The sequence below is a fragment of the Jiangella asiatica genome (genome assembly GCF_004349065.1).
GTDB lineage: Bacteria > Actinomycetota > Actinomycetes > Jiangellales > Jiangellaceae > Jiangella > Jiangella asiatica.
In genome coordinates, this window is sequence record NZ_SMKZ01000043.1 from 37,341 (window position 1) to 58,226 (window position 20,886).

Below are 20,886 nucleotides of genomic sequence, written 5' to 3' on the forward strand. Positions count from 1 at the left end.
TCGACTCGACGCGGAAGCGCCACAGCGCGCTCCCGGCACGAAGGGCTCCTCGCATGACCACACACATCGACGTGCAGCCGGGCATCGCGCTCCAGCGTCCGGGCGCACGGCGTCCACCCCAGCGCCGCGACGGCCGCCTCGCCCTGGTCTTCCTCGCCCCGGCGCTCTTCTTCTACATCGGGTTTTTGATCATCCCGCTGATCGGCACGCTCTTCCTCAGCTTCACCGACTGGGAGGGCTTCACGTTCGACCAGCTCCGGATGACGGGCCTGGACAACTACCGGCAGATGGCCGGCGACGACGTCTTCTGGGCCGCGGTACGCCACAACCTGATCCTGGTCGTGGCCGCCGCCGTGCTGAAGACGGTGATCGCGCTCGCCCTGGCGATCATCCTGGACAACAACGTGCGCTTCGCGAGGTTCTTCCAGACCGTCTACCTGATGCCGGCGGTGGTCAGCCTGGTGGTCACTGGCGTGGTGTTCTCGCTGGCGCTGAGCCCCACCCTGGGATTCGTCAACCCACTTCTCGACGCGATCGGCCTGAGCAGCCTGACCGGCGACTGGCTCGGTGACACCGGCCGGGCCCTCCCGACGATCGTCGTGGTCGAGGTGTGGCACACGTTCGGCCTGCACATGACCATCCTGATCGCCAGTCTGGCCGGCATCCCCGGCGAGCTGCGCGAGTCGGCCCGGGTCGACGGAGCCACGACGTGGCAGGAGTACCGCCACATCGTCATCCCGATGCTGCGCCCCGCCATCGGCGTCGTGTTCCTGCTGGCCGGCATCGAGAGCTTCAAGATCTTCGCGACGATCTACGTGATGACCCGCGGCGGACCGTCGCACGCGACCGAAGTGCTGTCGACCTGGGGCTTCTTCCAGGCCTTCTCGGCGAACAACGTCGGCTACGGCAGCGCGATCATGGTCGTGCTCCTGCTGCTCACGTTCGCGCTGTCGGTGCTGCAGGTCCGTTCGAACCGGAGGGCCCAGAATGACCTCGCCTAGCCCGGCACCGACGAGCACGCCCACCGCACGCGGCTCCCGCCGCGCGGCCGGCCGGGTCGGAGGCGTCGTGACGTACGCGGTCCTGGCCCTGGTCGCCTTGACGACCATCTTCCCGGTGCTGTGGATGCTCTACAGCTCGATCAAGCCGACCCAGGACATCCTGCGCGACGTGTTCGCCCCGCCGACCACGCTCTACTTCGGCAACTTCGACGCGGTGCTGCAGGACATGCTCATCTGGGTCAAGAACAGCGTCCTGGTGACGGGAATCTCGCTCGCGATCATCCTGGTGGTCTCGGCGCTGGCCGCGTACGCGTTCTCGCAGCTGCGGTTCCGTGGCCGGGAGCTGTTGTTCGTGTTCATGCTGGTCGGGCTGATGGTGCCGGCGCACGCGCTCGTGGTGGCCGGCTTCAAGTGGATCAGCGTGCTCGGCATCGGCGGTATCCTGGCGCTGATCCTGACCTACGGCGGCTGGTCGTCGTTCGGCATCCTGGTGATGAGGAGCTTCTTCGACGCCGTCCCCAAGGAGATCATCGAGGCAGCCCGCATGGACGGCGCCAGCCACTGGAAGATCCTGACGAGAGTGCTGCTGCCGCTGGCGCGGCCGGGCATCGCGACCGTCACGATCTTCACGTTCCTGTGGGTATGGAACGACTTCGTGTATCCACTGGTCTACCTCCAGCGAACCGAGGACCTCACCGTGCCCATCGGTATCCTGTCGTTCCAGAGCCGGCAGGGTGTGCAATGGGGACCGCAGATGGCGACCCTCGCGATTGCTACGATCATCCCTCTTGTCGCGTACCTGATCGCTCGGAGACAGTTCGTTCGCGGCATCATGCAGGGCGCCGTCAAGGGCTAGGTGCAGAGGATGGCGTCGACGAACCCAGATGACCGGACCGCGGGCAAGCCGGCAGGGACCCGCAGGCCGCCCACCATCCGCGACATCGCGCGGCTCGCGGACGTGTCCAAGTCGGCGGTGGCCCGGGCGCTCAACGGCGACGGCTACGTCAGCCCGGAACTGCGCGACCGCGTGCTCGAGGCGGCCCGCGCACTCGGCTACAAGCCGAACGTCATGGGCCGCAACCTGCGGCTGCAGCGCACTCATGCGATCGGGCTGATCATCGCCGACATCACGAACCCGTTCTACTCGTTCGTGGCCGACGGCGTGCTGGAGGTCGCGCGCGAGTCCGGCTACCGTGTCGTGGTCCTGGCCAGCGACGAGGACCCGGCACTGGAGCGGCAGTGCCTCGACCTGCTGATGGAGTCGCGGGCCGACGGCATCGTCGCGGTGCCCACCGGCGCGAACACCCGGGCCTGGCAGCAAGTAGCCGATGTCGGAGCGAAGGTCGTGCTCATCGACCGCGACGTCCCCGGGCTCGACGACGTCGACATCGTCCGCGTCGACAACGTCGACGGCGCCCGGACCGCCGTGCGGCACCTGGTCGAGCTCGGCCACACCCGCATCGCAACGCTGGTCGGCCCGACGCAGATCAGCACCGCCCGCGAGCGGCTCGAGGGCTACCGGCTCGCGCTGCACGACGCCGGCATCGCCTACGACCCGCGGCTGGTCGTCTCGAACTCGTACAAGCGCGAGCACGGAACCGAAGCCGCCCTCGAACTTCTCCGGCAACCCGACCCGCCAACCGCGATCCTGGCGACCAACAACCTGCTCGGCGAGGCCACGCTGCTCGCCGCCGACCAGCTGGGGCTGGCGATCCCGCAGGACATCTCCGTCGTCATGTTCGACGACGTGCCCTGGGCCGAGCTCACCCGGCCCAAGCTGACGACGGTGTCGCAGCCGACACGCCAGATAGGCCGGCTGGCCTGTCGCCAACTGGTCGAGCAGATCGAGGCAGCCCGGACCGGCGTCCCCGCTGCCGGCCCGGCCGACCACGACACCGCGCTACCGACCGAGCTGCTGGTCCGCGACAGCACCGCCCCACCGAGCCCACGGTAGCCGCCGCTCCCGCCTGCCCTACGAGACACGATTGAGAGTGACGTGAAGCGATCCGACGTCGACGCCGCCATAGACGGTGCCCGCAGTCTCGCCGCCAACTCGGGCATCGCTCTGCCCGGCTTCACCGCCTGGAGCCGGGACGAGTGGCACGCGAACGCTTCCCGGGCCCGATCGGCGCTCGAGCGCGGCCTGGGCTGGGACGTCACCGACTTCGGTCGCGGCGACTTCGACCGCGTCGGCCTGGTGCTGTGCACACTGCGCAACGGCACGCTCGCCGATCGCGACCGCGCCGTCGGGCAGACGTACGCCGAGAAGTTCCTGGTCGCCCAGGACGGCCAGGAGACGCCCATGCACCTGCACCGCCGCAAGACCGAGGACATCATCAACCGCGGCGGCGCGGCGCTGGTCGTCGAGCTGCGGCCCGAGCAGGGCGACACCGACGCCGTCGTGACCCTGGTCGACGGGTTCGAGCGGTCGGTCCGCGCGGGCGAGCCGGTACGGCTGGATCCAGGACAGAGCATCCAGGTGCGGGCCGGCGTCTACCACCGATTCTGGGCCGACGGCGGCGTGGTGCTGGCCGGCGAGGTCTCATCGGTCAACGACGACGTTCACGACAACCTCTTCCTCGACCCGTCGCCGCGCTACCCCACGCTGGACGAGGACGCGCCCGCCAGGTACCTGCTGGTCAGCGAGTACCCAGCGGTCCTGATGGCAAGCTGAGCGGCTCTAGCCCACTGAACGGTCCTGGCGCCTGCGCTGTCATCGCCCATCGCGTCCAGCAGATTCGCGCGTCGGCGAGGTCGGCGATGGCCCGGCGCCGATCGCGCGCGTTCAGCCGTTCGCCTGCGTTCAGCCGATCGGTCATCCCCACCTCGCTCGCGACGGGCTCGGCCCTGATCGTCCATGGCGACGATGCGGTCGTGGCCGCCGCGTCCGGCCAGGAGAACGCGGTCTCGGCGGACGGGCAGCGGGCCCAGCGCGTCGATGCCGTCGGCCTGGCAGCGATCGACCGCCGGTAATCTCCTCGGCCTCTTCGCCGCGCCGCCCGACCAGTCCGTTCCACCAGCGCGTCGTCGATGCGCTCGATGGCGCGACCAACCTCCTCGCCGGGGCCGGCTTCGACGCCACGATCACGTGGCACACGTTCGGGTCACGGTCACGCCCCGCCGCGTGCGGGGAGGTCGCGCTGGCCGGACGAGGCGGCCTGGAGTGCCTGCGTCGGGGTCAGCCGCTCGCCCTCGCGGTTGGCCGCCTCGAAGCCGGCTCGGCCGAGGTGTCGTACGAGCGAGCGACGCAGGTCGTCGTCGGGCGCCTGAGTGGGGCGCATGTGGGTGCTGGCCGAGTCGCGAGCGGTGTGGGCGGCGCCGAGCAGCACCGCTGCAGGTCGCCAGCGACCTTGGTCGGCGAGGACAGCGGCCAAGCTCTCGAGCGCTCTCACGAGGACGAATGATTGGCCGGCCACCGCGATGGCGTCGACGCTCGCGGCAAGGTGCTGCTCCGCGGCGCCGAGGTCGCCGCGCTCGTAGGCTCGCGCGCCGAGCACGTACAGCGCTCGCCCGGTGCAGCGCTGGTCACCGAGCCGGCGAAGCGTCGGCAGGCAGCCCGCCATCAGGTCGGTGGCGCGGTCGTGGTTGCCTCGGAGCCATTCGAGCTGCCCGAATCCCACGGCCGCGTGTGCCTCGTCGCCCTCGCTGCCGGCCGCTCCGGCCAGCGCCCGGCTCTCGGACAGCCACGCCTCCACCTCGTCGTCGGCGATGCCCGCGTACATCGCCCGCTGCGCCATGATGAACAGCGCGTTGGCCGCGTACATCTGGTCGCCCACGCTGCGGAACAACGCCACGCTCCGCCGCCCCCAGTCGAGCGCTTCCGGCAGGTTGTGGGACGCCTGCGCGAGGCCTTGCATGATGAGAGCGGCCTCCCACGGGTGATCCTCCCCGAGAAAGGCCAGGGCATCGTTCAACGCGGGCAGCACCAGCTCTCCTTGGACCCAGATCGCGCCCATCCCTACCGCGCGCGCGGCCCGTGCACGGGTGAGGTCGTCCAGGTCCACGGCGAGGTCCGCGGCCTGGTCCGCCAGGTCGAACGCGGCTCGAGCGTCCGTGGGTTGCAGGAGCGCGCTTGCTGCGGCGACTCCCGCGACGACCTGACGGGTGGCGGGCGGATGGCCGAGAGCCCGCGCCCGCTGGACCCACTCCTGAGCCTCACGGCGCTGTCCGCTGATGTCCCAGAACCGCTCCAACGCGGCGATCCATCGCCAGGCGGACTCGATGTCGCCGTCGACGATGCAGCGGTCCAGCGCGGCACGCAGATTCGGCTGCTCGGTGGTCAATCGGTCGAGCCAGGCGCGCTGCTCCGTGGTCCGGAGCCGCTCGGCCGCGTCTTCGGCGAAGGCGAGGTAGTGGGTGGCGTGCCGTTGCCTGGTGACGGCCTCGCTGGCGGACGCGGTCAGACGTTCGGCCGCGTACAACCGGATCGTCTCCAGCAGCCGGTAACGGCGTGCATCGCGACCCAGGGCGCTCACCAGAGACTTGTCGACCAACGCCGGTAGCAGCGTGATCACGGCCGCAGCACTGGGGGCGTCCACCCAGCACACGACCGCGACGGCCGCGTAGTCGAAGTCAGCGGGAAACACCCCGAGCCGGTCGAACAGTGCCCTTTCGTCGTGGTCCAGCAGCCGGTAACTCCAGTCGATCGCACCACGCAGCGTCTGCTGCCGCGGCAGGGCGGTACGGGTACCGGCGGAGAGGAGCTCGAAGCGCTCGTCGAGGTGCTCCACCAGCGCCGCCGGGTCGAAGCTGCGCACGCGGGAGGCGGCCAGCTCGATCGCGAGCGGCAGCCCATCGAGCCTCTGACACAGCGCGGCGACGCTGGCGGCGTTGGCGTCGGTGAGGGCGAACCCGGGTGCGGCCGTAGCGGCACGGTCGGCGAACAACCGCACGGCTGCGTAGGTTCCCGCGGTGCCGGCTGAGCGCGCGGCCGGCGGGTCGGGCACCGGCAGCGGGTGCACCTGGTAGGTAACCTCACCGGGCACACCGAGCGGTTCGCGACTGGTGGCGATCACGCGAAGGCGGCTGCCCGCGGTGAGGAGGTCGCTGACGATCTCGGCGGCCTCCGCGATGACGTGTTCACAGTTGTCCACCACCAACAGGCAGCGCATCGCGCCGGCCGTTTCGCGCAGGACGTCACGCAGCGGCCATCCCGGCTGCGGCACGACACCCAACGCTCGCGCCACCGTGTCGCCCACCAGCTCCGGCCCGACCGGCGCCAAGTCGGCGAGCCGCACACCGTCGGGCGTGGAAGCCGCCTGCTGTGAGGCGACATGAAGAGCGAGCCGGGTCTTGCCCACGCCGGCCGGCCCGATGAGTGTCACCAGGCGATGGGCGCCGGCAAGCACGGTGAGCTCGGCCAGTTCATCCGCCCGCCCGACAAGACTGGTGAGCGGGGCGGGCAGCGTGACATCGAGGACGGCGCTGCGGCGCAATTCCACGCCGATCTCCCCGAGGGCCGCCCGGTCGGTGACACCGAACTTGCGCATGAGAGCGGCGACGTGGCTCTCCACGGTCCGCACCGAGATGTGGAGCCGCTCGGCGATCGCGCGGTTGCGGAGACGTTCGGACACCGCCGACAGCACCTCGGCCTCACGCTCGGTGACGCCGTTGCGAGCCAGCTGCTCGGCGAGGCCGCCGTCCTGACGTGCCATCTACGCATTGTGCGTCAGCTCGGCGTTCTCCGGTACTGACGCGGCGTCCGTGGAAAGACCCGTGGATCGCACGGATGAGTTCCCGCCCGGCACCCCAGAGGCTGGGTGAGACGAGCCGCAGCCGCCAGCAGCCGCCGACGGCGCCACCGAAAGGGCCTCACCGCCATGCCGATCTACCGTCACCGCCACGATGTGGTCGTCGTCGGCGCGCGTGCCGCCGGTGCGGCCGTCGGACTCCTGCTCGCTCGGCTCGGCCACGACGTAGTGGTCGTCGACCGCGCCGTCTTCCCAGCGGACACACTGTCGACGCATCAGCTCGCCCGAACGGGCGTACTGGCGCTGCATCGGTGGGGCCTGCTCCCGGACGTGCTGGCCACAGGGGCGCCGGCGATCCGCCAGGTCACCTTCACCGCGGCAGCCGAGTCCGTCACCCGATCCGTCAAAGACAAGGCGGGCGTGGACCTCCTGGTCGCGCCGCGACGCTACATCCTGGACAGCCTCCTGGCAGACGCGGCGGCAGCCGCGGGCGCCCACGTGCGGCTCGGGGTGAACATCGACGGCGTGCGCCTGGACACCTCGGGACGCGCCGTCGGAGTGTATGGGCACGACCGCACCGGCGCTGCGCTCGAGATCGACGCACGGTTCGTGATCGGCGCGGACGGATTGGGGTCCCGGCTGGCGCGGTCGGTCGGTGCGCGCCTGGTCGAGCGCCGCCACCACGCCGGCGCGGCGCAGTACGCGTACTTCGACGGCCTGCCGTGGACCGGCATCGAGCTCGTCGCCGCCGACCGCGCCCTTGCCGGCGTCTTCCCGACCCACGACGGGCAGGCCTGTGTCTGGGTGTGTACACCGACGACGGAAGCCCGGGCCTCACGCCGTCGGTCATCCGCCCACGCCGACGCTTACACCGCGCTACTGAGCCGGGCCGCGCCCGAGCTCGCGGTGCGACTTCGCGATGGTCGCCGCACCTCGCCCGTGACCGGCATGCTCCGTATGCCCAACATGGTGCGCCAGACGTACGGGCCGGGCTGGGCACTCGTCGGAGACGCCGCCGTCCACCGGGACGCCGTCACGGGCTACGGGATGAGCGACGCCTACCGGGACGCCGAACTGCTCGCCGCCGCCTTGCACGACGCCCTTTCCGAAGACCTGGACGAGCAGGTCGCCCTAGCCGGCTACCAGGCAGAACGCGACCTTGCCTTCCGCGACGTCTTCGAACTGACCTGCGCGCTGGCCACCTACCCACCGGTTCCGGAGTTCGTCGAGATGCAGAAGCAGCTCGGCCGGGCGATCGACGCCCAATCGGCCGACATGGCCGCACGCCCCGTTCCCGGCGAGCGGAAGCTCGCCCGGATCTGAAGCGCTCGCCGTCGAGTGCGAGCCACCCGTCCGCACCGCGCACCCGCGTAGTGCTCGATCGAAGGAGAACAACCATGACCACCGACGTCAACGGCTCCGTCCGCAACGGAGTCGACACCGCCGCCCTGTTCGCCACGCTCGACGCGGTCAAGGCCGCACCCCCGGCGGCCGCCTTCCAGTTCCGAGCCGAGAACCAGTGGGTCTCGGGCACGCACAGCCGCGGCACCATCAACGGGTTCTTCGGCGCCGGCGAGGAACGCGCCCACGAGCGCACCTTCCAGTTCGACGCCGACCACCCCGCCGTGCTCGTCGGACAGGACAACGGGCCCACACCGGCGGAGTTCGTCCTGCACGCCCTGGCCGCCTGCCTCACCGCGGGCCTGGCCAACATCGCCGCCGCCCGCGGAATCCGGCTCACAGAGGTGCGCTCCACGGTGACCGGCGACATCGACCTCAACGGCATCCTCGGGCTCGACCCCAGGGTCCGCAACGGCTACCAGCGCATCGCCGTCCGGTTCACCGTCAAAGGTGACGCGCCCGCGGCGAAGCTGCGCGAACTCGTCGAGCAGTCCCGCGCCCGGTCTGCCGTCTACGACGTCCTCACCGGCCAGGTTCCGGTCGACATCGAGGTCACCACCGACTAGCCCGAACCGGCCGCGGTCCCGGCTGACCCTCCCAGGTACCGCACCGAACAGCACCACCTGGAAGAAGGAATCATGAACACACTGTACGCGGTGACGGTCGAACACAAGCTGCGGATCCAGCAGTGGAACACACCGCAGCGGCGCCATCTCGCTTCCGCACTCGCGGCCCGTACACCGTGGCGCCGCCGGTTCATGCGGCGCCTGCGGCTGCTCGCCACCCAGCCGGCCAGCAGCCTTCCGGCACCGGCGCCGGAACGACCCTGACGCCGAACCGACCCTGCGTCCGCGCCGGGGGCGACTCGTCGCCCCCGGCGCGCGTGGTCGTGCGCTTCCCCAGCTACTCTCCAATCGCGTGCGGCCGGTACTCGGCGGCGGCCACGACGCCGCCGATCGCATGCCGCACCGCACTGCGCCGCAGTCGCGATGCCGGGCCGGCATCGAGCCAGGCGATGACGGCCTCGACGGCGACTACGGGGACGAGTTGGGCTGCCCATCGCGAGATCGATAACAACGACGGCGGTCGCAGCGATGGCGGCTCGATCTCGGCATATGGGAACGCGCTATCGCGGCCGCAAGGCGCGCACCGGACTCGACGGTGAAGCCGGCGACGTTCGCGACCAGGTATTCGGTCACCTCGTTGAGGATCTCTCGACTCACGCGATGGCGATGATCTCCTCATGAGCCGCATAGAGCAGATAGTCACGCAGGACGCGGAGTACAGGACGTTGGCGTCGACCAGTACGACCCGGACCATGCCGGGCAGGTCGATCCCCTTCGGTCACTCCGTGAGGCCCAGCTCATCCTGAAGATTGGCAAGATCCTCCAGGGCTGCCTGACGCCGGGGACGCTCGGCATCGAGGAACGCCCGGATCGAGGAGACCCGGATGCGGTGATGAGCACCGACTTTTGCGGAAGTCGAGGACGCCCTGGTCCATCAGCTTGCGAACCTGCGGCCGCGACATCCCCAGCAGCTCCGCCGCCTCGCTTGGGGTGACCTCAGCGTGCCCACGTGTGACCAGCCCTGCTGACCGCGAGCACGCGGGTCGACGACGCGCGCGAGCAGTTCGGCTGTCTCCCGCGAGAGCGACACCTGCACTTCCTCGCCGCCGGCATCCAGAGCACGATGCACAGCCTCGACATCTCGAGCGAGCATCTCAGTCATCGCCGCTACCCATCTGCTCCAACTGCACTATCCGCAACAACTATGCGCGTTCCGCGCCACGTGGCCAGGCATCACTATCGGCAGGCATCGCCGTCATCGATGGGAGGTGACACGCCCTTCTCTCGCACGGTTCTGCCGCCGAGGTCATGCCTGGCGACGGGAAGGCGGAGCGGCCGACGGACGCCGGGCCCAGCCACACACTCCGTGATCGCCCGCGCACGGATCTGGCGACCTCTTCGGTGTGAACAACGAACCTACACGCCGACGGCCGAAGTGGACTCGCATCACCGCAGCTCAAAAGCACGACATGACCCGCCCTCACCCCGTCTGACCCAGCCTTGCAGGCAAGATCGTCACGAATCACACACGATCATGACACCCGCGCGACGCCGAGATCGGGTCGCGTATGTTGCCGTAGGCGGCTGCCGAGGGGTCGCCCTCATTCCGCGGGTAGCGCGACGGCACCGTCAGCGGGTCCGAGATCAACCAGAATTGCATCGCAGTCATCGGTGCTCGCCACGGCGACCCGGTACTCGCCGCCGCCGCGGTCCTCGAGCACGACGGCCGGTATGACGTCGGCGACGCAAGCCTCGCCGAGCTCGTCCTGCAGCCGGTCCCGACCGGCTTGGTCGAGGTGGACTTCAACGTCGGTCGGCGTCTCAACGACCGCAGGGATCTGGCCAACGGCCTCGTCAGGTGCGTTGGCGCCCCAAGCGAACAAGAAGATGCCAACACCGGCGACCACGCTCAGGCCTGCTACCCATCGGGCGCCGGCGTTGAACCGTTGGCGCATCAAGCGGTAGGCAGCCATCCGTACGACGGTGTCGGCGATGCCATTGAGACGAGCAACTTCCAGGTCCTTGGCCCGGTAGACCGCCTTTTTGGTCTCGTTCTGAGGATCGTTCTGGTGTTCCCTGAACGCCTCCTGCTGCTCGTTGACCGCCCGCGTCAACTGCTCACCGAGGCCAGCAACGCCGCCATCACCGATCGCCGCCACCAGGGCGGTGTCCTGCGAGATGTCGCGAGTGAGATCAGGATCCGTCGGCATGTTGTAGACCGACAGGTTCACTCCCTCGCCGAGCACGCTCGCACATACGGCGGCAGCGCTGATCACTGCGGCGATCGCCACAACCAAACCCACCGCCACCGCGAGGAGCCGCGCCCCGGTCGCTTCGCCGATGTTGCTCAGCGACAGTCCGGCGATGAGCACGGCCCCCACAGCTGCCAGCGAGGTGAGAAACCACTTGAGAGTGTCGCGGAGGCGTTCCGCGGCCTTGGTGTAGACCTCACTGGTCGACTCGGTGCTCACAGCTCCCCGCTGATGGCGTCGGGCCGCACGACGACCTCACTCGACCCATCGCTCAGTAGAGCTCGGACGATGTCCTCGCTCACGATGCGTACGCCAGGAGCCGCCTCCGCGGCGTCGGACGGCTCGAACCGCAAGGTAAGCGAGTCCGTCGCGAGGACATCGCGGGGATCGATCGGGTCGATGACCACGACGGCGGCAATGTGGCCTCCTGGGATGGTGGGTGGGTCGAGTGGCACCGTGCTGGAAGTCACGTCGCCACCACTCGGCCCAGCGCCGCCGGTACCTGCACCGGTTGGCACGGCGACGACCATCACCGTACTGCCGTCGGCCAGGTTGAAGATCTGCGTGTTCCCCACAGCCAGGAGAACAACCTGGATCGGAGCAGAACTAGCCATCGAGACGCCCCCCACTTTCATGCCTCCCACAGGCTCTTCGCTCGGGAAGCTGCCAAGAGACCCGGCACACATCCCACCACCGCAATCCAATGGTGTCGACCCCCGGAGACGAGCCAGTACGGAGTATTTGCATTGACTCGTCATGTGCCGGCGGCGTGCTGGGCACGGCCCATTCCATATGACGTCGCGCGAGAGATAGTCAAGACCCGTGGATCGGCCTGTCCGGCGACTTGCTGATCGTGCCTGATTCGTCAGTTCAGTTGATCAAGTTGAGTGTCCGTGGGCGGCGAAGACGGTCCCCGGCCGCGCATCTTGTGGCCGGCGACCGATCCGGTGACCGGGTGGCGGGTCTTGACGCCCCAGGTCTGGGCGGGATCGAACGGGATCAGGACCTGCGCGCGGCCGCGCCGGTCGACCGCGACCGTGGCCCGGAACCGCTGCTGCTTGCTCACGGGTTCATCGTCGCACCGCGCCGTTGCCCGTGAGGATGGCGCCGAACAGTGTGGTAGCGAGATCCTCCGCTTCGGGCTGGGTGAGGACCTGCCCGGGAATGCTCGAGTGGGCCGATGCCCAGTCGTCCGCGGTGGCCCTGCTGGTGAAGAGGTTCAGGTAGTCACAGCAGCAGTCTGCGGACGGGCCGCCGCCGGCGCCGGCACCGACGAACGCCACGGCGCTACGGGGGTCCCAGGTTGCCCGTCCGTCGATGCTCGTAACGGTGATCGGATCTCCGCTGACCGGGTCGGTGGTGTCGATACGTACGTCCTCGCCCAGCATTCCCGATATCCCCAGAGCGTCGATGCCGCACATGGCGTGGACCTCGATGCGGTTGCCGATCTGGACGCGGTGCCGGGTCGGCCTGGCAGAGAACGGATAGGCGACCACGATCGCGCCCTGCGCGTCGAGCCGGATGGTGTCGCTGTCGTGCAGCCTGCGCAGCACATCTGCGACCGCGCGAAGGCTCGCTCCGGTTTCGCGGTGCAGGTCGTCGATGGAAGGAGGTAAGCCGTTGGCAGCAAAGCTACGCAAGATGGCCTGGTGCATGGCTCGTTCGAGGGGCTCGACGGGGACCGCTCGGGCCCGCCACGTGCTCAGGTCGGCCGCAGCGGAGTCCCGTTCTGTGGCGCCGCACCGATCGGCCAGTTCGGGCTGTTCGCGGCCGGTGGCCCGGGCCAGGGCCGCCCGCAACTGGTCGGCTGATGGGGCGGGCACGATCTGGTTGTTCTCGTCTCGATACAGCCGGCAGGCGATACCGCACTCGCAGGACTCACCCTGAGCGAACGGGTCGACGCCGTTGATAAGCAGGGTTGGCGAGCCCGCCATGCCCAGGGTAGCTGCTTCGGCTTCAGTGCTGACCTCGTGCGTGCTCGCGGGGATCTCGGTGACCTCGCGCAGTCGCTGGAGCATCGGCGACAGGTTGGGACAGTCGGGAACGTGGATGACCTCGATGGTCACGCCGGGCTGTTCGTTCGAGCCGGTCACCTTGGACTCCCGGTGGTCGATGAGGGTGGGTTCGCGATCGCTTCGAGCAACGCACAGGCCCGGTCGGCGGTGGGGCGCTCACAGGTGGCGATCAAATCGGTAAGGGAGTCGTGCATCCGCTGCAGGTCCGCGATCCGCGCCTCGAGGTCGGCTCGACGGGACTCGGCCAGCTCCCGGGCGGCGTCACAGCTGTCGGGTCCTCCGGCGTTGAGGTGCAGCAGTTCCTCGACCTCCTCCAGGGTGAAGCCGAGCTCTTGGGCCCGCTTGATGAACCGCAGCAACTCGACCGCAACGGGCGGGTAGTCGCGGTACCCGCCGGGTGTCCGCGGTGGCGGCCGCAGCAGGCCACGTCGCTCGTAGTAGCGCAGCGTCTCGGGATTCACGCTGGCACGTTCGGCCAGCTCGCTGGATCGCATGACCCAATCCTGGACCCCGGACCTAGGTACGGAGTCAAGACCTTTGGCCCGCCCCGGCGGGCCGCGAGGAAGGAACGGAGCCGATCATCATGTTTGATCACCCTGGTCCGTTGGCAGATGGACCTGCGCGACGGTGCGCAAAGCTGCGCTCGAACTCGGTTCTGTCGTTCGCCGTCGATGGTGAAGTCGGGGTGCTCGATGGTGTCGCGGTAGCGGGTGGCGGCTTCCGACGCTGAGGCCGAACAGGTGGCAGATGCGGCGGATGTCGCCGCCGGCGGCGTGGATCTCGCTGAGGATGCGGTCCTCGCGCAGCGCTTGTGACCGGATCGTGGTGCGCAGCCATGGGTAGCGGGCGCTGACGGGCAGGAGCCTTGGGCGCGGTGCGCTGGTTGACGAGCAGGTGCGGATTCGGGGTGTTCGGCCAGGTACGGGCGCGGTGGTCCAGCCATGCGGCCAGGCGGACTCGGACGGGTGCGGCCAGCGGGAGGGAGCGGCCGTTGAGGGTGAGACGGCCGTCGACGATGTCGGTGAGCTGCAGGTCGGCGACTTGCTTGGCGGTCAGGGGCATGGAACGCGACGAACGCGACGGCGAGAGCGACGGCGGGCACGGGAGAGTTCAACTCCTGCCGGATGAGCGAGGTGTCCAGCGACAGCGGAAGGTTCCTCGCGACGGGCGTGGTCGGCATGCCGCGCATCGGGTTGGCGAAGATCAGCTTGCGGGCCTTGAGGGCTTTGAACAGCGAGCGCAGCCCGTACTCGGCCCAGTTGCGTTGGGAGCCGTTCTCGGGCAGCGCGGTGCGGATCTGGGCTGGGGTGATCTCGGCCAGGGACTGGTGACCGGCGTCGGCCCAGGCTTGCAGGATCGGTGCGATACCCATCACGTGAATCCGCACGGTCAACGGGTCGCGAGCTCGGTGCCGAGGCGCGGTGGTGGCCCCGTCGAGCATGACCCGCAGCCACATCTCGAGCTGCTGCCTCATGACGGCCGGGAGAGCGTCGGTCGTGGTGGTGAAGTAGTTCTCGATCCGTGTCGGCCGGTCGTCGATGAGCAAGCCGGCGGCGTCGAGCACGTCGAGGGTGGAGACGATGTTGCCGTCGTAACGCGGCAGTTGGAGCACGTCGCTGGCGTGGATCATCGCGGTGGGAGTTTCGCGCAGCGTCTGCAGCAGCCGCAGGGAGCGGATCACGTCGTTGCGTTGCCGCTTGCTCCACCCGAACCGCTCGGCGTGCTCGCGCACGATTCCGGCGCAGTATCGGGTGAGCTCGCTGTCCTCGACGAGCGCGCGCTGGCGGACGAGCTCAGGGTCGGGGTCGACGTCGATGAGCGTTGGCTGCATCCACTGGGAGGGATCGAATCGGGTCTTGGGCGGGCCGCCCACTCCGCGGTGCTCGGGCTCCAGCCGGCGAGTGCGGCGGCGGTGGAAGTGCATGTTCGCGAAGAACAGCTGCTGGCCGTGCCGGTTCGCTGCCTGCAGGTCGAGGGCGCGGCCGGGTTCTTGCAGCATCCGGGCCTGCTCCAGGCACAGCCGGCAGGCGCGTTGCTCACCGATGCGGGTAGTGCGGCCGCAGTAGTCGCAGACGCCTTCCGGGTAGTGGGTGATCCACCAGCGGCAGGACCAGCACATCCAGTTGTGCCGCCGATACACACCCCACGCCAGGCAGCCCTTGCAGACGCCGCGCCGTTGGGGACTGCCCGGATGACAGCGCGGGCACAGTCCCTGGCTGAAGTAGTCGGCTGAGCCACACCGGGTGCACGGCGGCGGGGTGAACGGGCCGCCGGGCAGGCAGCCGTAGCAGTAGTCGACCCCACGCGACAAGGTTCGTCTGACAGCCGGTGCACTTCGGCGGCGGGCGCAGCGGGGCCTGCGGCCCCGGAGCCGGGCTCATAGCGGCGGTTCGGAGCGTGGGTTGCCGAACCCGGGCGGCGCGCTTGCACCTTCCCAGGCTCCGGCGTGAGCAGGTCTAAGGGGGAACGCCTTGCTCAGCGGCTACCTCGCCTGCGTCCGTGCCGAGGTGGCTCAGCGCGCCCCGGTTGCGCTGCGGGGCCAGGGCGATGCGTTTCGGGTGCGGACAGGCCCGCCGCGCGCCCTCGCCAGACCCTCCCGTCCCCCTGTCAGCTGCCCGTTCTCCGGGCGCGGGCACGCTCACCCGGCCGCCGTCCGCTGCCGCGGATCGACCGCGTCACGCAACCCGTCACCGACGAAGTTCACGGCCAGGACCGTGAGAGCGACGGCGATGCCAGGCGGCAGCCACAGCCACGGCATCGTCTCGACAATTGTGAGATTCTGCGCATCGTTGAGCATGTTGCCCCAGCTGGACTGAGGTGGTGGAACGCCGAGACCGAGGAAGGACAGGGCCGCCTCCAGCAGCACCGCCGACGCGACGGTCACAGTACCGACGACGACCACGGGCGGTAGCGCGGCGGGGATGATGTGCTGGCGGATCAGCCACCAGCGACTGGCGCCGACGGACTTGGCCGCCTGGAGGTACTCCCGCTCTCGCAAAGACAACGTGACGGCTCGCACGACGCGGGCCGAGGTCGGCCACTCGAACGCGGCGATCGCCAGCACCAGGACGGTCACGCTGGGGCCGATGACACCGGCCAACACGACGATGACCACCAGCGACGGGAACGCCAGCACTATGTCGGCGGAGCGCATGACCGCCATGTCGATCCAGCCGCCCACGAGCCCGGCCAGCGCACCGAGAACCGTACCGAGCGCGATGGCCAGAACGGATGCAAGCAACCCGACGAACAGCGAGATCCGCCCGGCATGGAGCAGGCGCGCGAAGACGTCGCGGCCGGCGGAGTCAGTGCCGAGCCAGTGCTCCGCGGACGGCGGTTGGCGGAACTGGGTCAGATCGACCGCCGTCGGACTGTGCCGGGCGATCCACGGAGCGAGCAACGCCGCGAGCGCCACGAGGATCAGCACGGCCGCTCCGATGACGGCCAGCTTGTTCCGCTGGAACCGCCGCCACGCCAGCTGCCGGGGCGACCGGTGGACCGTGGCTCTGGATGTCGCCACGGGTGGCGCCTGCGCTTCGACGGTCATGTCAGCCTCACTCTCGGGTCGACGACGGCATAGAGGAGGTCGGCGGCCAAATTGCAGATCAGGACCAGCACCGCGACGTAGAGCGCGAAGCCGATGATCACCGGGTAGTCCTGCCGGCCGATCGAGCTGACTGCCAGCTGTCCCATTCCCGGCCAGGCGAACACTTGCTCCAACACGACGGCGCCGGCCAGCAGGTGCGGGATCCGCAGCGCGACGACCGTCACCAGGGGGATGAGCGCGTTCGGGAGCGCGTGCCGGCTGAGCACGCGCAGCGTCGTCGCGCCCTTCGCCTCCGCGGTGCGGACGTAGTCGGCATCGAGCTCGTCGATCAGGCCGCTGCGGACGTACCGGACGAACGGTCCGGCGATCGTGAGCGACAGGATCAGAGCGGGCAGGATCAGGTGGCGCACCGCATCGAGCACACCGGCCTGGCCCGGCGTGCTCATGCCTGCCGATGGCAGTACACCGAGCTTGAGGGTGAGGACGTAGACGGCGGCGATGCCGAGGAAGAAGCTCGGGATGGAGATCGTGGTGACGCTCAGCGCTGCGATCATGTAGTCGACGGCGGTGTTACGCCGCACGGCCGCCAGCATGCCTAGCGGCACGGCGATCACCAGCGCTATGAGTAGGGCTGTCCCCATGAGCTCCACGGTCGGCGGGAGGCGCTCGGCCAGGACGCCCAGCACCGGCCGGTCGCTGACGTAGGAGTATCCGAGATCGCCGGTGAGCGCGTGGCGCAACCAGGCCAGGTACTGGACCGGAACTGGCTGGTCCAGGCCCAGCTCGCGACGCTTGGCCTCGACGAACTGCTGGCCGCCGTCGAGCGTGTCCTCCGGGTTGACCATCATGCTCACCGGATCACCGGGCGCGGCCCGCACCAGGACGAAGATGCCGATGCTGATCAGTAGGAAGACGGCAGCGCTGATCCCCAGGCGCCGCGCGACGAAGGCGGCCATCTCAGTCGGCCATCCGCCATTGCGCCGCGTTCCACATCGAGGACCTGCTCAGGTCCCCGCCGGGGACGAAGCCCTCGAACCTGGTGTTGTGGGCCCAGAGGATCTCCGTCTCGTACAGCCAGATCTGCGATACCTGCTCGTTCTCGATGCGCGACGCCTCCTGATACAGAGCCGTGCGCCCGGACTCGTCCTCGAGTCGGTTCGCCTCGGCCATGACGGCGTCGAGCTCCTCGCTGCAGAAGCGGCCGTTGTTCGCGCCCGCCGGCTGTTTGGTGGCGCAGCTGACGATTGGGATCACATTCGCCGGGTCGCTGTAGTTGCCGCCCCCGTACAGGGTCATGTCGAAGTCGTCGGGGTCGGCGGACTGGATCCGGGCTAGGTTCTCCGCCGGCGGGACCGGGGAGAGCCGGACGTCGATGCCCACCGCCGACAGGTTCTCCTGGACGATGGTGGCGGTGGTGTCCCTGTCGCGGGTCCCGGGAGCATAGCTGAGCGTGACCGGCCGAGAGCTGTCCCAACCGGCTTCCTGGAGCAGTTGTCGTGCCAGGTCGGGGTCGTACGGGTACGGGTTCAGGTCGTCGGCCACGGCCTCGCCCTTGAACGGGCTGTTCACCACCGTTCCGTGACCGCCGAGGACGGTGTCGACGATGCCCTGCCGGTCGATGGCGTAGAGCATCGCCTGCCGCACTCGTGGGTCCTGGAAGCGCGGCTGCTCCACATTCACGGCGAGCCTGGTGAATCCCGGGTCCTCGGCCGACGTCACAGCGACGTTCTCCATGCGCTCGACCGACGCCAGGTCCGTGGAGGAGATCTGGACCAGATCGATCTCGCCGGAACCGAGCTGGGCGGTCGCCACGTCTTGGGTGAGCGTCCGAAGGTACAACGTGTCGACCGAGACGTCCTCGTAGTAGTGCGGGTTCGCGGTCAGCTCGACATATTGGTCGGTCTCGTAGCTGACGTACTCGTAGGGACCGCTGCTCACCGTCGGACTGGAGAAGTAGCCGTCGTCGGCCACCTGCTCCACCGGGATGTCGCCGAGTACGTGCTCCGGGATGATCAGGGTCGTCCCGATCAGCGACAGCAGGCCCATACTGGGCTCTGACGCCGTGACGACGAACGTACGGTCGTCGGGCGCGGAGAACCCGCTCGCCACCTCGGAGCTGCCGCTCGCCAGTGCGTCGACCCCTTCGACGGCGGCGAAGTTGGGCGCCACGCTCGCCCCGGCCGCGGGATTGGCCACCAGGTTGAACGTGAACAGGATGTCACGTGAGGTCAACGGCTCCCCATCGCTCCATTCCAGTCCCTCGCGCAGGGTGAAGGTGAACGTCTTCCCGTCATCGGAGATGCTGAAGTCTTCGGCGAGCCGAGGCGCCAGCTTGTTGTCCGCGTCCCAGGCCACCAGCGAGTCGAAGATCAACGTGCTGGGGACGTAGTCGCCGCCCGCCACCTGGGCGAGCGGCCCGAAGTTCGGTGTCGGCTTCTGGTACAGGTACACGTTGAGCGCGCTTGTCGCGTCGCCGCCGGAGTCGTCGCTGCTGGTGGGGTCGCTCACACAGCCCGCGGCGACCAGAACAACCGTGGCGACGATTCCAGCCAATGGCGCCGAGCGCCGGACGAACTTTCGCATCACCGAAAGCTCCTTCCCGTCGAATCGCATGGAGAGCTGACAATGCCCGGCGACCCAGACAGCTGTGTCGCATCACGGGGCGTCGGATGCACGAGCCACCCGGGGCGCTGGCGGCAGCGATTCACGAATCGGAAAACGGAATCTCGTGCCATGCCACGCAATACTCGGGTTGCCGCGCACGTGATGTCAACCCTTCGGCGGATGATCGGCCGCCACTGGGGAATAACATGGAACACTTTGCTATGTCTTGCCGAAGGAGGTCTCCGGCTGATGGAATATGGCCATGACAAGAGCCGGAGAATTCGTCGAGCCGGTCGACGTGAGCCACGTCGTCCTGTCCGGCGACGGGTCCAGCGCCGCGTACCCACGGTTGGAAGTTCTCGCCGACGGCCGACTGGCCGCGGGGTTCGCCGAGAACGTCAACCCCGACTACTTCGCGGGCGGCGACTGGGTCGTCAAGACGTCCGCCGACCACGGCCGGACCTGGGAGCTGTGCGACGACGACACCGTGCCGTTCGCCTGGCCTGCGTCGTCCACGCGGGAGCGGCACGACCGCGCCACGCGTGTGCTCCCGGACGGCACTTGGTGGGCGGCCGGAGTGGTCGGCTGGCAGCTGTGGCCCGAAGAGCAGCGTGAACGTGCTGTCGCCGAACACCGGTTCGTCACGCCGACGACACCCGCGCCCGGGCACATCGGGGTCGGAACCAACACCATGTTCATCCAGAGATCTTGGGACCGCGGTCTCACGTGGACTCGGCGTGAGATCGACCTGCCGCCGGCCGGCTGGACTCTCGGACTGCCGCGCGATGTGACTTTGGCCGACGGCACCGTGCTGCTGCCGTTGCGGCAGCGCTCATGGGACGGTGGCCACGGCCGCTTCCTTGCGGCACGGATCACGCCTGGCCAGCCGGACCTCGTCCGGATCTTCCCGGTACCGCGGGACATCGATGGGCTCACCGGCAGCGAAGCGGCGGTGGCTCATGTGGGTGATGATCGCGTCGTCATGCTGATGCGGGCGGACAGCACGCGTGGCGGTGACGGGCGCCTGCTCTCGAGCTGGTCCGACGATGGCGGGCGCACCTGGACGTTTCCGGTCGTCACCGAGGTCTGGGGCCGCCCGCCGCACCTGCTCGTCCTGGCCGATGGTCGCCTACTCGCCACCTACGGTCACCAGCGTGCGCCGTTCGGCGTGATGGCCGTGGTCAGCGAGGACGGCGGGGAGACCTGGTCGACCGAGCAGACCGTCCTCGTCGCGGAGCTCGGCAGCGACCGGGCCGGCAGCACCCGTCGAGTGGCTGGCTACCACCCCATGACCGTCGAGTTGACCGACGGCGCCCTGTTCACGTGCTACTACGTCCTGGGCGGACCCCACGGCAAAGCCTGCGGTGTGCGCTGGCGGCTCCCGTGGTGAGCCCAGGCGATGGCCGACGGAGCGCTCGGCGATATCACTCCACCTGCCCACCCCACGTCGGCGAACATCGTGGCAACGTGTTCCATATGACGTCTCTGTCGATGTCGGATCAACAACCGGTCTCCGCGTTTTCCGGCGCAGCCGCCGGACCGCTCCACAACTCATGGCATCGCGTTCCATATCGAAGTCGTAGAATTCCTCGCCAATGTCGAGACGGCGTTGATCGATTCGTCACCCCCCGCCGGGATCGTCCGGTCCGGGCCGGGAAAGGAGTGCTCTGATGACCGAGAGCACCGAGCCGTTGCTGGTCATCGACGACCTGGCGGTGGAGTTCCGTACCGACGAGGGCGTGGTCCGGGCCGTGGACGGTGCCGCGTTCAGCGTCGGCACGGGCGAGATCGTCGGCGTGGTCGGGGAGTC

19 protein-coding genes are annotated in these 20,886 nt (G+C 69.0%); 9 read left to right on the top strand and 10 right to left on the bottom strand.

Annotated elements, in window-relative coordinates:
- The first annotated feature begins 53 nt into the window (after positions 1 to 53).
- From E1269_RS23695 to E1269_RS23715, 5 genes are all read left to right on the top strand, one after another.
- Entirely contained in the window at positions 54 to 1,001 is a 948-nt protein-coding gene (locus E1269_RS23695) for a carbohydrate ABC transporter permease (RefSeq protein ID WP_131899211.1), read from the top strand.
- A 67-nt stretch (positions 1,002 to 1,068) separates the two neighbouring features.
- Positions 1,069 to 1,857, top strand: a complete 789-nt coding sequence (locus E1269_RS23700) for a carbohydrate ABC transporter permease (RefSeq protein ID WP_162606598.1) — start codon at positions 1,069 to 1,071, stop codon at positions 1,855 to 1,857.
- Between the two features lie 9 nt (positions 1,858 to 1,866).
- The gene (locus E1269_RS23705) at positions 1,867 to 2,955 is read left to right on the top strand and encodes a LacI family DNA-binding transcriptional regulator (protein ID WP_131899215.1); all 1,089 of its coding nucleotides are present in this window, start codon (positions 1,867 to 1,869) and stop codon (positions 2,953 to 2,955) included.
- 42 nt (positions 2,956 to 2,997) lie between these two features.
- Entirely contained in the window at positions 2,998 to 3,675 is a 678-nt protein-coding gene (locus E1269_RS23710) for a D-lyxose/D-mannose family sugar isomerase (protein ID WP_131899217.1), read from the top strand.
- A gap of 86 nt (positions 3,676 to 3,761) precedes the next feature.
- Positions 3,762 to 3,974, top strand: coding sequence for a hypothetical protein (locus E1269_RS23715; protein ID WP_131899219.1), 213 nt, complete (start codon positions 3,762 to 3,764; stop codon positions 3,972 to 3,974).
- Between the two features lie 137 nt (positions 3,975 to 4,111).
- Here the strand turns inward: E1269_RS23715 and E1269_RS23720 are convergent, their stop codons facing one another.
- Positions 4,112 to 6,655, bottom strand: a complete 2,544-nt coding sequence (locus tag E1269_RS23720; protein ID WP_131899221.1) for an ATP-binding protein — start codon at positions 6,653 to 6,655, stop codon at positions 4,112 to 4,114.
- Positions 6,656 to 6,820: 165 nt separating this feature from the next.
- Here E1269_RS23720 and E1269_RS23725 point away from each other — a divergent pair, with 165 nt between their 5' ends.
- The 3 genes from E1269_RS23725 to E1269_RS23735 all read left to right on the top strand — a co-directional run bounded on the left by E1269_RS23725 (position 6,821) and on the right by E1269_RS23735 (position 8,922).
- Positions 6,821 to 8,014 (top strand): NAD(P)/FAD-dependent oxidoreductase, encoded by a 1,194-nt coding sequence (locus tag E1269_RS23725; protein ID WP_131899223.1) that lies wholly within the window; start codon positions 6,821 to 6,823, stop codon positions 8,012 to 8,014.
- Positions 8,015 to 8,088: 74 nt separating this feature from the next.
- Positions 8,089 to 8,658, top strand: a complete 570-nt coding sequence (locus tag E1269_RS23730) for an OsmC family protein (protein ID WP_131899225.1) — start codon at positions 8,089 to 8,091, stop codon at positions 8,656 to 8,658.
- A gap of 72 nt (positions 8,659 to 8,730) precedes the next feature.
- Complete coding sequence (locus E1269_RS23735) at positions 8,731 to 8,922, top strand: hypothetical protein (RefSeq protein ID WP_131899227.1); 192 nt, start codon at positions 8,731 to 8,733, stop codon at positions 8,920 to 8,922.
- 1,337 nt (positions 8,923 to 10,259) lie between these two features.
- Here E1269_RS23735 and E1269_RS23740 read toward each other — a convergent pair.
- From E1269_RS23740 to E1269_RS23780, 9 genes are all read right to left on the bottom strand, one after another.
- Positions 10,260 to 11,129: a hypothetical protein gene (locus E1269_RS23740; RefSeq protein ID WP_131899229.1), complete on the bottom strand. Its 870-nt coding sequence runs from the start codon at positions 11,127 to 11,129 to the stop codon at positions 10,260 to 10,262.
- Positions 11,126 to 11,545, bottom strand: coding sequence for a hypothetical protein (locus E1269_RS23745; protein WP_131899231.1), 420 nt, complete (start codon positions 11,543 to 11,545; stop codon positions 11,126 to 11,128). Before E1269_RS23745 ends, E1269_RS23740 begins: the two co-directional genes overlap by 4 nt.
- 230 nt (positions 11,546 to 11,775) lie before the next feature.
- Positions 11,776 to 11,976 carry a DUF1905 domain-containing protein gene (locus tag E1269_RS23750; RefSeq protein ID WP_131899233.1) on the bottom strand — a complete coding sequence of 67 codons (201 nt, stop codon included), beginning with the start codon at positions 11,974 to 11,976 and terminating at the stop codon, positions 11,776 to 11,778.
- A gap of 4 nt (positions 11,977 to 11,980) precedes the next feature.
- The gene (gene merB, locus E1269_RS23755; protein ID WP_131899235.1) at positions 11,981 to 12,976 is read right to left on the bottom strand and encodes an alkylmercury lyase family protein; all 996 of its coding nucleotides are present in this window, start codon (positions 12,974 to 12,976) and stop codon (positions 11,981 to 11,983) included.
- Positions 12,977 to 12,999: 23 nt separating this feature from the next.
- Positions 13,000 to 13,419, bottom strand: a complete 420-nt coding sequence (locus E1269_RS23760) for a MerR family DNA-binding protein (RefSeq protein WP_131899237.1) — start codon at positions 13,417 to 13,419, stop codon at positions 13,000 to 13,002.
- The gene (locus E1269_RS23765) at positions 13,383 to 15,236 is read right to left on the bottom strand and encodes a hypothetical protein (RefSeq protein ID WP_203434012.1); all 1,854 of its coding nucleotides are present in this window, start codon (positions 15,234 to 15,236) and stop codon (positions 13,383 to 13,385) included. The genes E1269_RS23760 and E1269_RS23765 overlap by 37 nt, the downstream gene beginning before the upstream one ends.
- 327 nt (positions 15,237 to 15,563) lie before the next feature.
- Positions 15,564 to 16,445, bottom strand: coding sequence for an oligopeptide ABC transporter permease (opp4C, locus tag E1269_RS23770; RefSeq protein ID WP_203434013.1), 882 nt, complete (start codon positions 16,443 to 16,445; stop codon positions 15,564 to 15,566).
- A 23-nt stretch (positions 16,446 to 16,468) separates the two neighbouring features.
- Positions 16,469 to 17,428, bottom strand: a complete 960-nt coding sequence (locus E1269_RS23775) for an ABC transporter permease (RefSeq protein ID WP_131899241.1) — start codon at positions 17,426 to 17,428, stop codon at positions 16,469 to 16,471.
- A gap of 1 nt (position 17,429) precedes the next feature.
- On the bottom strand, positions 17,430 to 19,055 hold the full coding sequence (locus E1269_RS23780) for an ABC transporter substrate-binding protein (protein WP_162606599.1): 1,626 nt from the start codon (positions 19,053 to 19,055) through the stop codon (positions 17,430 to 17,432).
- A 283-nt stretch (positions 19,056 to 19,338) separates the two neighbouring features.
- On the opposite strand from E1269_RS23780, the gene E1269_RS23785 reads away from it, so the two are divergent.
- Positions 19,339 to 20,466, top strand: a complete 1,128-nt coding sequence (locus E1269_RS23785) for an exo-alpha-sialidase (protein ID WP_162606600.1) — start codon at positions 19,339 to 19,341, stop codon at positions 20,464 to 20,466.
- Positions 20,467 to 20,886: the final 420 nt, after the last annotated feature.